Below are 15,462 nucleotides of genomic sequence, written 5' to 3' on the forward strand. Positions count from 1 at the left end.
AAACCTAAACTCAGAACATATCATTCAAATTTTAAAAGGCTAAAAGCTTATAATTAAATGGACACTCAAATAGATGTTATGGTAGCCGACGCCTCACACGAGGTTTATGTTGACACTATATTAGAAACAATCTCTGCCGCAGCTAAGGTAAGAGGCACAGGCATTGCAAAGCGTACACACGAATATGTGGCGCAAAAGATGAGAGAAGGAAAAGCCATCATTGCACTCAACGGTGAAGAATTTGCAGGATTCTGCTACATCGAATCGTGGGGTAACAAACAGTATGTGGCTAATTCCGGACTCATAGTGGTCGAAAAATTTCGTAGTCAAGGATTGGCTAAACGAATTAAAAAGGCAGCTTTCAACCTCTCTCGATCGCTATGGCCAAATGCAAAGTTATTTGGCCTTACAAGCGGAGGGGCAGTGATGAAAATAAATACAGAGCTCGGATATGTTCCTGTCCCATTTTCTGAATTAACAACTGATGAAGCCTTTTGGAAAGGATGCGAAGGATGTTGCAATCATGATGTATTAGAACGCACAGAAAGAAAATATTGCATCTGCACTGCAATGCTTTACGACCCTACAAAGCAACATAAAACTGAAGAGCAAGGAGAAAAACCGGGAAAGTAGAATATAATCATTTTGAAAGACTAAGATAGTATGAAAAAGAAAGTTGTTTTAGCATTTAGCGGTGGATTAGACACCTCGTTTTGTGCCATGTACTTATCACAAGAGAAAGAATGCGAAGTATACACTGCGATAGCAAACACAGGAGGTTTCAGCCCTGAAGAGCTGAAGACGATTGAAGAAAAAGCATACAAATTGGGAGCAGTAAAACACGCCACGATAGATGTTACTCAAGATTACTATAACAAGAGTATCAAATACATGGTATTCGGTAATGTGTTACGCAATGGTACTTACCCTATATCGGTTAGCTCTGAGCGTATCTTTCAAGCCATTGCTATCGCCAATTATGCACGTGAAATAGGTGCCGACGCAATAGCACACGGTAGTACGGGTGCCGGCAACGATCAAATTCGTTTCGACCTTACTTTTGACGTACTTGCTCCGGGCATCGAAATCATTACTCCAACACGCGACATGATCCTTACTCGTGAATATGAGATAAATTATTTGCGCGAGCATGGTTATGTGGCTGACTTTGTGAAGATGGAATATTCCATTAACAAAGGACTTTGGGGGACCAGCATAGGTGGTAAAGAAACATTGCACAGCGAGCAAACGTTGCCTGAAGAGGCTTATCCCAGTCAGGTAGCTGAAAAAGGGACTGAAACGCTGAAGATCGAATTTAAAGAAGGAGAGATTTATGCGGTGAATGGCGAAGTGTTTGCAGATAAAGTGAAAGCCATTAATAAAGTAGAAGAGATTGGTAGTAAATATGCCATTGGTCGTGATATGCACATCGGTGACACAATCATTGGCATTAAAGGTAGAGTAGGATTTGAGGCCGCAGCGCCAATTCTTATTATCAACGCACACAAGATGTTAGAGAAGCACACACTCAGCAAGTGGCAGCAGTACTGGAAAGATCAAGTGGGTACGTGGTACGGGATGTTTCTACACGAAGCACAGTATTTGGAACCTGTGATGCGCGACATTGAAGCAATGTTACTTAGTTCTCAACAAAATGTAAATGGTACTGTGAGCATTATCCTTCGTCCATATAGCTACACTTTAGTAGGAGTGGAATCGGCTTACGACCTAGTAAAAACTGAATTTGGGGAATATGGAGAAATCCAGAAAGGCTGGACTGCAGAGGACGCTAAAGGGTTCACTAAGATACTTTCTACGCCTTTGCGTGTATACTATGCTAATCAAAAGAAAAACGGAAAAGAATTATAATAATTGAGGCAGCCTTTGAAAGAGGGCTGCCCAACTTAAATACAAATATGATTAAAGCAGGAATTATCGGCGGAGCAGGCTATACGGCCGGAGAACTTATTCGCTTACTGATTAACCATCCCGAAGCAGAGATTGTTTTTATCAATAGCACTAGCAACGCCGGCAACAAAATTACAGACGTGCACGAGGGACTATACGGAGAATGTGATCTGACATTCACTGATGCGTTGCCACTAGATGAAATTGATGTGCTCTTCTTCTGCACCGCACATGGTGATACCCGCAAGTTCATGGGAAGTCACAATGTGCCTCAGGAGCTCAAAATCATAGATCTTTCGATGGATTATCGCATCGAAAGTGACGAACACGATTTCCTTTACGGATTACCCGAATTAAATCGACGTGCTATCTGCAAAGCAAAACACGTAGCCAATCCCGGATGTTTTGCCACATGCATCGAACTAGGTTTGCTACCGCTAGCCAAGCACCTAATGCTTAATGAAGATGTGACGGTAAACGCCATTACAGGAAGTACAGGTGCGGGAGTAAAGCCGGGAGCAACCAGCCATTTCAGCTGGCGAAACAATAATATGAGTATCTACAAAGCGTTCGACCATCAGCATGTGCCCGAAATTAAGCAATCATTAAAGAAACTTCAAAATAGCTTCGATGTAGAAATTGATTTCATCCCTTATCGAGGTGACTTTCCACGGGGTATTTTTGCTACATTGGTAGTGAAGACCAAGGTGGAGTTAAGCGAGATCGTTCGCATGTACGAGGAGTATTATGAAGAGGATTCATTCGTGCACATTATAGAAAAGAACATCGATTTAAAGCAAGTATTAAACACCAATAAATGTCTCATTCATTTAGAGAAACATAACGATAAGCTCCTTATCGTCTCTTGCATAGACAATTTGCTCAAAGGCGCTTCAGGTCAAGCAGTACACAACATGAACCTGATGTTCAACCTAGAAGAGACAGTGGGGCTTCGATTGAAGCCTTCTGCGTTCTAAGAGTCCAACGGCAAGCACACTTATTTTGAAAAATGTAATTGAAGCACTTATCGCTTTTATAGGAAGTGTACAAAAACAAGAAATTCAGACCACTCAGTTTCGAACTATAACGAAACTGATTCTGCTAAAATATTAATAAAAAAAATAAATCTGACCTAAGTTCTTTTGAGAAAAAACCTGAATTCTCGGAACAACAAAGGCAGAAGGAGGATTTTATCATGAAATTATTCGACGTTTATCCACTTTTTGATATCAATATAGTAAAAGGTAAAGGATGCCAAGTATGGGACGAGAATGGAACAGAGTATCTCGATCTATATGGCGGACATGCTGTCATCTCCATTGGACACAGTCACCCTCACTATGTAGAGATGATAAGTGAACAAGTCAGCAAATTAGGCTTTTATTCAAATTCGGTAATCAACAAACTACAACAGCAGGTCGCAACTCGGTTAGGTGTGATCTCTGGGTATGATGATTACTCCTTATTCCTTATTAATACAGGTGCTGAGGCCAATGAAAATGCTCTGAAACTAGCGTCATTTCATAATGGACGTACCCGTGTTATTTCATTCTCTAAATCATTCCATGGACGTACATCTCTAGCTGTAGAAACAACTGATAATCCTAAAATTATTGCCCCGATCAATGCAAATGGACACACTACTTACTTGCCTTTAAACGACATAGAGGCAGTAAAAGCTGAGCTATCCAAAAAAGATGTTTGCGCCGTTATCATTGAAGGTATACAGGGAGTAGGTGGTATTAAACTACCGACTGATGATTTCTTCAAGGAGCTTCGTGAAGTATGTACAGCAACTAAAACAGTGCTCATTTTAGATGAAATACAAAGCGGATACGGCCGTAGTGGCAAGTTCTTCGCCCACCAATATGCAGGCATCAAAGCAGACATTATCACTGTCGCTAAGGGCATTGGCAATGGCTTCCCTATGGCAGGTGTACTCATTTCACCTATGTTCAAAGCCGTCTATGGAATGTTAGGCACTACCTTTGGTGGTAATCATTTAGCTTGTGCAGCAGCTTTGGCAGTGATGGACACCATGGAAAAAGAACATTTGGTGGAAAATGCTGCTCTTGTAGGTGCATATTTGATTGAAAAGCTGAGAACTTATCCACAAATAAAAGAAGTGCGTGGTCGCGGATTAATAATTGGAATGGAATTTGAAGAGCCTATCAAAGAGCTTCGCAGTAAATTGCTCTTTGAGCAGAAAGTATTTACAGGAGTAAGCGGAACAAACGTCATCCGCCTATTGCCTCCTCTTTGCCTAAGCATCAAAGAAGCAGACGTCTTTTTAGAGCGACTTGAGAAAGTTTTAAAACAGCAGCCATAAGTTTTTTATAGACCAACGTACACTTTGTCCGTAAAACTTGTAACTTTGCCACCATAATAATCAGCATTTTACCTTTAAAGTGCTGATTATCTCTCTATTAAACTTAAAATTAAGATACATGAAAGTTGCAATTATCGGAGCCGGGAACATGGGCGGTGCCATTGCCCGCGGATTGGCACAAGGACAACTCATTAAAGCTGCAGAAATCACTGTAGCAAATCCCACCAACGGGAAACTGGATGCCTTAAAAGTCTTCAACAAAGACATACAAGTAACCAATAGCAATCAGACAGCAGTAGATGACGCAGATCTTGTTATTCTGGCTGTAAAACCCTGGCTAATGAAAGAGGTAATCAGTAATCTATCTCTTAAACCTGAAAAGCAACTTATCGCTTCCGTTGCTTCGGGTATTACTTTCTCTGAATATGAACAATGGATCAGTTCTTCGGCTACCATTTTTCGCTTAATGCCCAACACTGCTATCTCGCAATTGCAAAGCATGACGCTGATAGCCTCACACAATGCTTCACCCCAACAAGAAGCATTTATGCTGAACCTCTTGAATGAGATGGGGTTGGCCATGCTCATTCCCGAAAAACAGATGACTCCCTCTACAGCTCTCGCCTCTTGTGGCATTGCTTACGTATTGAAATATATTCAGGCAGGCATGCAAGCAGGTGTGGAAATGGGTATCTATCCAAAAGACGCCATGAAGATGGTGGCACAATCGGTGAAAGGAGCAGCGGAACTCATTTTGGCTAACGACACTCATCCCAGCATTGAGATAGACAAAGTTACCACTCCCGGCGGAATTACCATCAAAGGGATCAATGAATTGGAACATGCAGGATTCTCTTCTGCCATCATTCGTGCCATAAAAGCAAGCTCAAACTAAAAACACAATAATATGGATGAACAAATAAAGCAAATAGCAGAGCGCCTTCGCGGTCTGCGAGAGGTGCTCGAACTAACGGTTGAAGACATTGTACACGATTGCGAACTATCAGCCAAAGAGTATAAACAGGCCGAAAGTGGCGAATATGACATTTCAATCAGCATGCTGCAAAAAGTGGCTCGTCAGTATAATATTGCATTAGATGCACTGATGTTTGGCGAAGAACCAAAAATGAATTCTTACTTTGTCACGCGAGCAGGAACAGGCACATCAATTGAGCGTACAAAGGCATACAAATACCAATCTCTGGCAGCAGGATTCATTAATCGACTTGCCGATCCCTTCATTGTAACCGTAGAGCCTAAGGATGAAAATGAGCCCATACAACACAACAGTCACAACGGACAAGAGTTTAATTTAGTACTCGAAGGTAGCATGATGATATGCATTGCCGGTAAAAAGTTGGTTCTAAGTGAAGGAGATAGCATTTACTTTAACTCTAAACTGCCTCATGGCATGAAAGCGCTCAACGGTAAAATGGTACGTTTTCTTGCTGTTATCATGTAAACACTCAATAAATTATGGTAGAAAAATATTTATCTCAAGCCTCTTTCGCATCGCAGAAAGATTTTATAGAGAATCTGAAAATAAATGTGCCCGACAATTTCAATTTCGGTTATGACGTTGTAGATGCTTGGGCAGCTGAAGAGCCTGAAAAGCCGGCTCTGATGTGGACTAATGACAAAGGCGAACACCGACAGTTTTCTTTTTCCGACATGAAACGATACACGGACCAAACGGCATCGTACTTCCAAAGTTTAGGAATAGGACACGGAGATATGGTAATGCTTATCCTGAAACGTCGCTATGAATTTTGGTTTAGCATAGTGGCTCTTCATAAAATCGGAGCTATTGTAATTCCGGCTACACATCTGCTCACCAAGAAAGATATTGCCTATCGCTGTAATGCCGCAAGTATCAAAATGATTGTTGCTGCAGGTGAAGAGGTTATTACAAAACATATCATCGATGCTATGCCACTATCGCCTACCGTGAAGCAACTAGTAAGTGTAGGCCCAGAAATAGCAGAAGGATTTAATGACTTCCATAATGGCATCGAACAAGCTGCTCCATTTATTCGCCCCACCCATCCAAATAGCAATGAAGACGTATCGTTAATGTATTTTACATCAGGTACGACAGGTGAACCTAAAATGGTAGCACACGATTTCACATACCCGCTGGGCCACATCGTTACCGCCAGTTTTTGGCACAATCTGCGCCCCGACAGCTTGCATCTTACCATCGCCGATACAGGATGGGGAAAAGCCGTATGGGGAAAACTCTACGGCCAGTGGATAGCCGGTGCCAATGTATTTGTATACGACCATGAAAAATTCACTCCGGCTGAGATACTGAAGAAAATACATGACTACCACATCACCTCTCTCTGCGCACCACCCACTATCTTCCGTTTTCTAATACGCGAGGATCTGACGAAATATGATCTTTCATCACTTGAGTATTGCACTATTGCAGGGGAAGCGCTCAATCCGGCTGTGTACGAAACCTTCAAGAAATTAACAGGAATCAAACTGATGGAAGGTTTTGGCCAGACAGAAACAACCCTAACCATAGGTACTTTCCCCTGGATAGAACCAAAACCGGGTAGCATGGGTGTACCTAATCCCGAATATGATGTAGACTTGATAGATCACGATGGCCGTTCGGTTGAAGCTGGCGAACAAGGTGAGATCGTTATCCGCACAGATAAAGGCAAACCTATCGGGCTGTTTAAAGAATATTATCGTGATCCCGTACGCAGTCATGAAGCATGGCACGATCAGATATACTATACTGGCGACGTAGCTTGGAAAGACGAAGACGGGTACTACTGGTTCGTAGGCCGTGCAGATGATGTCATCAAAAGTTCCGGCTATCGCATCGGCCCGTTTGAAGTAGAAAGTGCTTTAATGACGCACCCTGCCGTAGTAGAATGTGCTATCACAGGAGTTCCCGACGAGATACGCGGGCAAGTCGTGAAAGCTACCATTGTGTTAGGGCACGATTATAAAGACCGTGTGGGAGAGGAATTAATCAAAGAATTGCAAGACCACGTGAAGAAAGTTACCGCACCCTATAAGTATCCTCGTGTCATTGAATTTGTGGACGAACTCCCTAAAACGATCAGCGGTAAGATTCGTCGGGTAGAGATTCGTGAAAATGATGTGAAGTAACGGTAACGTTTGCATGAAGTTTTAATGCCATAATTTACAGCACTTTAACTTGCGAAACAAAAAAATAGTCTATATTTGCAACCGCATAATTTAATTGTTTAAAGCAATGATAACAAATAAAAGACTTTCACTGGTAGACGTTTTTGCAGGCAGCCCATGGGAGGTAAACTGCGTAAAGGAACTTTTGAGCGCAGCTTATATTGATGTTTCCGTAAAAGATAAAGGAATAGACAGCATCCTTTTAGCTGTCCCTTGCGAACAATACACTGCTGCCATGAAGATTATAGACGGCAAAAAAGTATTCTAAAAAACAAGCTTTCACTGAAAGCATTCGCAAAAAAGGCAGAATCGACAAACTTTGAAGAGAAAATGTTGATTCTGCCTTTCATTTATGCATACGACTCATTCAACAACATCGGCCCATTTTATTATATGCAATCAATAAGAGCCAATGAATGCAGCTAAAAAGCATCGTTTTGTGAGAGAGATTTCATCACTTTCCAAATTTCTTCTTTTCAAAGTAAATACCTCTTCTTTTTAAAATCGCAATATCAGTTCAAAATGTCTACAGCAAAAAAGAGGGTCTAATGAAGCAAAAAAGAGCGCTAAAAAAGAAGAAAATTTCAGTTAGAAACTACCGCCTTTTTGTTGCTATTAAACTCTTATCAAATATCTACCAGATAGCACATCAAAGCTACATCTTGTTCTGATGCAAAGAATCCATAATTGCAGATTCTATTCAAGTTCTTTTGTTTTAATCTTGATCATTCACTTCGATTTATTCTACAAAATACAACGCGAAACTTTTTCTCAAATCTTGCAATTATTTTTCATGGACTCCCGATCTATCTAGCGTTTTCTCAAGATATCTTGCACCCTAAAGAAAGCCTCCGAATAACGGGCTCCCCACAAGTCATAGCGCTGATACTGCTGCTCCATCTTTTGCACAAAACGTTCCCAACTTTTACACTCCGGAGCCGACCAAAGGTTTTCAGCCAAAGCTGAGAGTCGTGGGAAAAGGCAATATTCTGCTTTCCACGGAGTAGACACATATTCCGTCCACAAACAACCCTGCCCACCCCATACCTGAGAAGCCTCAGCAACCGTCAGACTATCGGGAATCACATCAAACTTATAAACTTTCTCTAATGGGAGCAAACCCGGAAAGGCGAGTTCAGACTGACTTCTGGATTCTTTTATATTCAGATAAGTGTATGCTGACGGCGTCATGATCACCCGATGTCCTGTCTTGATAGCCTTCACGGCATGAGGCGTAGTACGCCAATTCATCACAATACAATCAGGCGAAATGCCACCTTCAAGAATTTCATCCCAGCCGATCAAGGTTTTCCCTTTGGCATTGACCACTTGCTGCACATAATGGATAAAGTAGCTCTGCAATGCTTTCTCATCTTTCAATCCTTGCTCTTTCATAAAGCGCTGCGTTTGGTCAGACGCTTGCCACCAACGCTTGGCACATTCATCTCCACCCACATGTATGTAGGACGCAGGAAACAGATCACAGATCTCAGAGAACACGTCTTTAAGAAATTCAAAAACCTCAGGTGTAGGTGCCAGCACATTGTTCTCTTTATTAAAAATACCCCAAGTCAATGCGCATTTCTTCGCCTCATCAGGCGTAGTACTAAATTGCGGATAAGTAGCCAACACAGCCATGCAGTGCCCCGGAATATCTATTTCAGGAATCACAGTGATGTAACGTTCGGCAGCATACGCTACAATTTCCTTTACATGTTCATGAGTATAATAGCCACCGTAAGGCAGAGGAGTATAAACACCGGGGTATAAGCCCTCTATCTCACCTTCCCGATAAGATCCAACCTCCGTGAGCTCAGGTCGACATTTCATCTGAATACGCCAGCCTTGATCATCGGTCAAGTGCCAATGAAAATAATTCATCTTGTGCAGAGCCAGGTAATCAATGTATTGTTTGATAAAAGATACGGGAAAGAAGTGCCGAACCACATCCAAATGCATGCCTCGATAAGCAAAACGAGGATAGTCGCGCACCGTTAGTGCAGGTACCACAGGCATTATGCCGGCTCGGATAGGAAGTAATTGAATAAGCGTCTGCACACCATAAAACACTCCTGCATCATCATTTCCATTTATCGTTATCCCGTCGGGTGTTACTTCGAGCCGATAGCCACCGGAGATCTGTCCATTCTTTTGATTAATCAGGCGGATTGTTTGTTTCGGAGTAACCTTTTCTCTCTTCACTGCAAGCGGATAACCAAGGTATCTACCCAGATAATCAGACAAGTAGACTGCACTTGGCAGCACTTCTTTAGAAGAAAAGGAAATGGATGTATTCGTTCTAAGATCGAAAGCACCAGACGAAGATATTATTTCAACAGGTTGAGGAATAATACTAACTGATTTAGGCAAATCTTGCGCTTGCACAATGGCACCTGAAAGAAAAAAGGCGGTCATAATAAAATCACGTAACATAAATTAATATTAATAGGGGCTCTACAACATATACACTGATCATAGCAAGACAGAGCCCATAACCGGCCATCAGCATAACACAAAAAATCCCCCAATAATATCTAAGCAAAATATATCTAACTTCTCAACTCCTTCCAACATCCGCTGCAGGAAGCGTAAATATGAAAGAACTACCCTTGCCTACTTCACTTTCGACTCTAATTTTTCCTCCGTTTCTACTTATAAAGTCTGTACAAAGCATAAGTCCAAGCCCTGATCCTTTTTCATTATTTGTACCATAGGTTGAGTGATAATGGTCCTTAGTAAATAACTTCTCCACAATATCCGGTGGCATGCCTACACCTGAATCTTTTACTGTTACTTGCACGAAGTGTTCTTCCTCTGCAAGATAAATATCAACAGTTCCAGCATGAGGAGTAAATTTAACTGCATTAGACAACAAATTCCTTATCACCAGATTTATCATATTGTAATCAGCAAAAGCATTAAAATAATGATCTTCATTAAATCGGATTTCAATTTCTTTTTGGCTTGCAGTAACCGATAATAAAGAAAGATTCTCTTTAATTAAGTCATTAATAAGGATAGCACGCGGAGCATATTCTATTTCACTACGTTGCGATCTTGACCAGTTGAGCAAGTTTTCCAGCAAATAGAATGTATTTTTAGACATATTCTTCAATTCCTCAAGAAGAGAGACCTGCATCTCCGGTTCAATTTGCATACCGCTAGTAAGAAGTTCAATAATTTGCATAAAGCTACCAACAGGACCTCGAAGATCGTGAGAAATGATAGAGAATAGTTGATCTTTTGTAGAGAGTAATTCTTGCAACTCTTGCTCCGCTTCTTTTTGTTTTGTTATATCAATATGAGTACCGACAGCCCGTAGCGCCTCATTTTTACTATTTTTCTCTACGATTTTCCCATGATCCAAAACCCATTTCCAATCGCCTGTTTTAGTTTTTACGCGGAACACACATTCATAGTAAGCTGAATTTCCTCTTAGATGAGTAGCAAATGCTTTCATCGCTCCCGGCCAATCATCTGGATGAACCAAATCCTTCCAATGATGGCCTATACCAGACATTTCATTAGGCTCATAGCCCAACATTGTAAAGCAAGCATCAGTAAAAAAGACTTCATCAGTTTTCAAGTTCCAATCCCACATGCCTTCTTTAGCAGCATTCAGAGCAAGCCTTAGCCGCATTTCACTATTTTTATATTGTTCAATATATGATTTACGGTCCAAAGCATTGGCTATATTATTAACGATCGTACGCATCAAATGAATTTCTTCTTCCTGCCATACCTTATTTCGTACATAATCATCAAAGCCTATAAATCCCCAAAAGTGGTTATCAATATAAATCGGATATACCAACAAAGATTTAACTCCAAGTTTACGCACAAAATCGGCTATATCTTTAGGCAGTTTATTAATACTATCTGCCAGAATTCGCCCATCCTTACTAAGCATCGTATTCCATGAAGGTGCTGCTGAGAAATGAACATTTTGAAGAACTTCAATCAAGCTCCCAATACCTTCATTACACCATTCATAAACCATATCACAATAAAGATTATCATCCGTATATTTACCAATGTATACCCGACTGACATTAGTATGCCGCCCGATGAGCTCCAACACCGTATTAACTATCTCGTCAAAATTTCTTTGTTCATTAAGTAACTGAGCCACATCCGCTAATAATTTCTGTTGAGAGACAAGGTATTTTAATTTAGTCTCCATTTGCTTACGCTCTGTAATATCAGTAGCTACAAAGAAGATGTAAGATTCTCCACTAATGATTAATTTCTCCAAAGAAAACCAGCAAACGACTAACTCTCCGGATTTTGTTCGTAACATACCTTCGCCCTTAGCTTTGCCTACTTTATAAAACTTAGCCAATATCTCATCAAAACGGCCACTATTCACAAATAATCCTAATTCATGAATAGTCTTTCCGGAAATGTCCTCTATAGAATATCCTAAAGATTTTCTAAAAGCTCTATTTGCATTATAGATATAAATCCCGTCCATAGAGCCTAAAACCATCATTATATCAGAGCAATTGAATATATTATAAAAAACATCTTTTGAAAAATGATGAGAAGACAGGTTAACGCCAACAGCTGCCAGAACATTTTCGCCATTCCACCAACCCATATAAAACTTCATGTCAACAGGTAGTATTTTCCCTCCAATCGACATAAGAGGGTACGGACAAGAAATCACATTCCCTTTAACCAACAACGGAAGCGTTAAGCTCATTTTGTCTTTATGCTCGGGTGAATATACCGCAATTAAATTATGCCCCTTCAATGATTCTTCTTGATAACCAAGAATAGAGCTCACAGCTTTATTAATGAAAAGAATGTCGCAATCCATATTTAATATAAAAAGAACATCGAGTTCATCAATCAACAGCTGATTCAATCGGTCTTCAGAAATAAAGTTCATAATATATAGATTTATCTGTTAGCTTATCCCTACTATTAGTATCAAGCTGTAAATATAACAAATGTGAATAAAAAAGCATCATCACTGAGCTAATATATTTACGACTTTATAGAATTATTTATGTACAATGAAGATGAAGGAAGAAAAGATCAGCATTTTAATTAAAGGTTAAATCCCCAAGAGAATAAAGTGTCCCGGTTTAACTCTCTGTTTAACTTTGCAGTATTCAAACTATAAAAGGATATATTAAGAAAAGAATAAGTGAAAAATTGAGAAGTACCAATAAATAAAAAACCCCCATAAATTATTGATTTACAGAGGTTTCTTTGTACTCGAAGCGGGACTTGAACCCGCACAGCTGCTATAGCCAAAGGATTTTAAGTCCTTCGTGTCTACCATTCCACCATTCGAGCAACAATTCAAAGAGAGCGAAAGACGGGACTCGAACCCGCGACCCTAACCTTGGCAAGGTTATGCTCTACCAACTGAGCTACTTTCGCATTTTTTCAACGGGTGCAAAGATAAGTAGTTTTCAGATATCTGCCAAATTTTTCCAACTGAAAGTTCTGATTTTATAAACAGAAAAGATATTTACCAACCTTTTTGCGAAAACGTCAAACTATAAACAGCCGCCATTTATCGTCCAAGTAGATTGTGTTCAGCAATCTCCATCGTTTCAAAATTAAAACCTTCTAGCACATGTTGCATCAACGCCGAGATTTTATCATTGCACAGATTGCCAATACTACCTTCATGTGTATGATGCACTTCCTTGTTATGGGCAAACTGACCCGATTCTATATCTAGCCCTACCTTCTTATAAGCATCACGAAAAGGCATACCTTCCCGCGCCAAGCGATTCACCTCTTCTACACTAAAAATAAGCAAATAACGGTCGTCATCCAGAATATGCTCATTGACACGTATCTCGTTCATAATATACGTGGTCATCTGCAGACAATCTTTCAATTCCTGAAAAGCAGGCAGAAAAACTTCCTTGATAATCTGTAAATCACGAAAATAGCCTGAAGGTAAATTATTTGCAATCATCATAATTTGCTGTGGAAGAGATTGCAGTTTATTGCATTTGGCACGTGTCAATTCAAACACATCGGGGTTTTTCTTATGCGGCATGATACTTGAACCTGTAGTGCATTCATCGGGTAACTTCACAAAACTAAAGTTCTGACTGTTGAATAAACAAGCATCAAAGGCTAGTTTAGAAATAGTTCCTGCAATACTGGCTAATGAGAAAGCCACGTTTCGCTCCATCTTACCACGCCCCATCTGTGCATACACCACATTATAGTTTAGCGAATCGAAACCAAGCAAACGAGTGGTCATTGTCCTATCTAAAGGAAAAGAAGAACCGTATCCGGCAGCTGAGCCCAATGGGTTACGGTTACACATACGAAAAGCAGCCTGTAGAAACATCATATCATCGACCAAACTCTCTGCGTAAGCACCAAACCATAATCCAAAAGAAGAAGGCATCGCTATTTGCAAATGCGTATAACCCGGCATCAACACCTCTTTATATTTCTCACTCTGAGATATGAGCACGTGAAAAAGCTGCTCTACCATATCAGCAATCTCTTTGATTTGTGCACGAGTAAATAGTTTCAAATCGAGCAGAACCTGGTCATTACGGGAACGGCCACTATGAATTTTCTTCCCCACATCGCCCAAACTACGCGTTAACATTAACTCTACTTGCGAATGCACATCTTCCACTCCATCTTCAATAACAAAATCGCCTTGCTCAGATGTTGCGTATATCTCCTTCAATTCGGCAAGCAACATCGCCAATTCGTCTTTAGTTAATAGGCCTATACTTTCAAGCATTGTGATATGTGCCATAGAGCCGAGCACATCGTGTTTAGCCAGATAAAGATCCATTTCACGATCGCGACCTACCGTAAACCGTTCAATCTCCTTGTTGACCTGAACCGATTTTTCCCAAAGTTTCTGTACCATAATTATTTAGCAGCTATCTACCTATTTAATATTGTATCAACGCAAGCATCTCGGTCATCTTCTCAAGACCTTCTTGCAAGGGTTTCTGGATCATTCCTTTCATGAAAGGATTGATATCTATGTTAACAGTAAGTCTCATTTTACATTCCATCTCGCCGCCATCCACCAATTGTATGCACATATTGAAAGGCATAGGAGAGTGAGTGGTTTCAAATTTTATAGACTCATAAGGTTTTCGTTCTATGATCTTCAATGCTATACTCCCTACAGGAGCTACATTAAAGCTCAAAGTATCAGCATCGAAACATATATTTTTCACCTTATCGGCAGGAATACTATTTTTTACGATCTCCAGATTGTTAAGGTCTGAAAGTTTAGTATAAACCTGCTGCTGACCGTAAGGGATTACCTTCACACTACTTTCAAATTGGCTCATTTGCTTCTGTCTTTAAAAGACAAAAAGAACAATCCGAACAAAAGCAGTCCGAACGGTTCTTTCCCATCTCTTTATTTATAAATAGATTTCTTTATTTTTCGGGTTCCCAATGTGATGGGTCTTTACGCCATTCTTCCAATACGGCAACATCCGGTTCATCAATATACTCAGTACGAAGAGCCGCCTCAATTACTGCATCATAATTAGTCAATGTTATCAACGGAACTTTTGCATCTTTAAAAGCTTTTATTGCAACATCAAACCCATAAGTAAATGCAGCTATCATGCCTATCACTTCACAACCGTCTCGGCGAATTGCCTCTACAGCTTTCAAACTGCTTCCACCTGTCGAGACAAGATCTTCAACAACTACCACCTTCATACCCGGACGTAACTCTCCTTCAATCAAATTTTCCAGTCCATGATCCTTTGGAGCTGAGCGGATATAAACAAAAGGAAGATTCAATGCATCGGCCACTAAGGCCCCTTGAGGAATGGCTCCAGTAGCAACACCTGCTATGGCATCAACTTGCCCAAAGCGTTCTAAAATAAGGCGAGTAATTTCAATTTTCACAAAATTACGAAGAGAAGGATAGGAAAGCGTCTTACGGTTATCACAATAAAACGGTGATTTCCACCCCGAAGCCCATGTAAACGGATTGGCCGGTTGCAGCTTAATAGCCTTAATCTTCAGTAACTTCTCTGCGAATAATCTCTCTAACGTTTTCATACTAAACTAACTAAGAT

The 15,462-nt window shown here is 40.4% G+C and carries 13 protein-coding genes and 2 tRNA genes; 8 read left to right on the plus strand and 7 right to left on the minus strand.

Annotated features, from left to right (window positions below):
• The first annotated feature begins 57 nt into the window (after positions 1-57).
• From BQ5338_RS13410 to BQ5338_RS13445, 8 genes are all read left to right on the plus strand, one after another.
• Complete coding sequence (locus tag BQ5338_RS13410) at positions 58-633, plus strand: GNAT family N-acetyltransferase (protein WP_071147324.1); 576 nt, start codon at positions 58-60, stop codon at positions 631-633.
• A 30-nt stretch (positions 634-663) separates the two neighbouring features.
• On the plus strand, positions 664-1,869 hold the full coding sequence (locus BQ5338_RS13415; RefSeq protein WP_071147325.1) for an argininosuccinate synthase: 1,206 nt from the start codon (positions 664-666) through the stop codon (positions 1,867-1,869).
• Positions 1,870-1,916: 47 nt separating this feature from the next.
• A complete protein-coding gene (gene argC, locus BQ5338_RS13420; RefSeq protein ID WP_071147326.1) occupies positions 1,917-2,885 on the plus strand; it encodes an N-acetyl-gamma-glutamyl-phosphate reductase in 969 nt (322 codons plus the stop codon).
• Positions 2,886-3,103: 218 nt separating this feature from the next.
• Entirely contained in the window at positions 3,104-4,237 is a 1,134-nt protein-coding gene (locus BQ5338_RS13425) for an aspartate aminotransferase family protein (protein ID WP_071147327.1), read from the plus strand.
• A 118-nt stretch (positions 4,238-4,355) separates the two neighbouring features.
• A complete protein-coding gene (gene proC / locus BQ5338_RS13430) occupies positions 4,356-5,132 on the plus strand; it encodes a pyrroline-5-carboxylate reductase (RefSeq protein ID WP_071147328.1) in 777 nt (258 codons plus the stop codon).
• Between the two features lie 12 nt (positions 5,133-5,144).
• Positions 5,145-5,699, plus strand: a complete 555-nt coding sequence (locus tag BQ5338_RS13435; protein ID WP_071147329.1) for a helix-turn-helix domain-containing protein — start codon at positions 5,145-5,147, stop codon at positions 5,697-5,699.
• A gap of 14 nt (positions 5,700-5,713) precedes the next feature.
• Positions 5,714-7,369 carry an AMP-binding protein gene (locus tag BQ5338_RS13440; RefSeq protein WP_071147330.1) on the plus strand — a complete coding sequence of 552 codons (1,656 nt, stop codon included), beginning with the start codon at positions 5,714-5,716 and terminating at the stop codon, positions 7,367-7,369.
• Positions 7,370-7,475: 106 nt separating this feature from the next.
• Complete coding sequence (locus BQ5338_RS13445; protein ID WP_071147331.1) at positions 7,476-7,676, plus strand: DUF2007-related protein; 201 nt, start codon at positions 7,476-7,478, stop codon at positions 7,674-7,676.
• 542 nt (positions 7,677-8,218) lie between these two features.
• Here the strand turns inward: BQ5338_RS13445 and BQ5338_RS13450 are convergent.
• The 7 genes from BQ5338_RS13450 to pyrE form a co-directional block, all read right to left on the minus strand.
• Positions 8,219-9,841: a beta-N-acetylhexosaminidase gene (locus BQ5338_RS13450; RefSeq protein ID WP_071147332.1), complete on the minus strand. Its 1,623-nt coding sequence runs from the start codon at positions 9,839-9,841 to the stop codon at positions 8,219-8,221.
• Between the two features lie 124 nt (positions 9,842-9,965).
• Positions 9,966-12,302, minus strand: coding sequence for a PAS domain S-box protein (locus BQ5338_RS13455; RefSeq protein ID WP_071147333.1), 2,337 nt, complete (start codon positions 12,300-12,302; stop codon positions 9,966-9,968).
• A gap of 329 nt (positions 12,303-12,631) precedes the next feature.
• Positions 12,632-12,715, minus strand: a tRNA-Leu gene (locus BQ5338_RS13460).
• 14 nt (positions 12,716-12,729) lie between these two features.
• A tRNA-Gly gene (locus BQ5338_RS13465) sits at positions 12,730-12,802 on the minus strand.
• A 136-nt stretch (positions 12,803-12,938) separates the two neighbouring features.
• A complete protein-coding gene (gene argH, locus BQ5338_RS13470; protein ID WP_071147334.1) occupies positions 12,939-14,279 on the minus strand; it encodes an argininosuccinate lyase in 1,341 nt (446 codons plus the stop codon).
• A 25-nt stretch (positions 14,280-14,304) separates the two neighbouring features.
• Complete coding sequence (locus tag BQ5338_RS13475) at positions 14,305-14,715, minus strand: SRPBCC family protein (protein ID WP_071147335.1); 411 nt, start codon at positions 14,713-14,715, stop codon at positions 14,305-14,307.
• Between the two features lie 91 nt (positions 14,716-14,806).
• Positions 14,807-15,445, minus strand: a complete 639-nt coding sequence (gene pyrE, locus BQ5338_RS13480) for an orotate phosphoribosyltransferase (RefSeq protein ID WP_071147336.1) — start codon at positions 15,443-15,445, stop codon at positions 14,807-14,809.
• Positions 15,446-15,462: the final 17 nt, after the last annotated feature.

Origin of the sequence: Bacteroides ihuae (assembly GCF_900104585.1) — a bacterium.
GTDB lineage: Bacteria > Bacteroidota > Bacteroidia > Bacteroidales > Bacteroidaceae > Bacteroides > Bacteroides ihuae.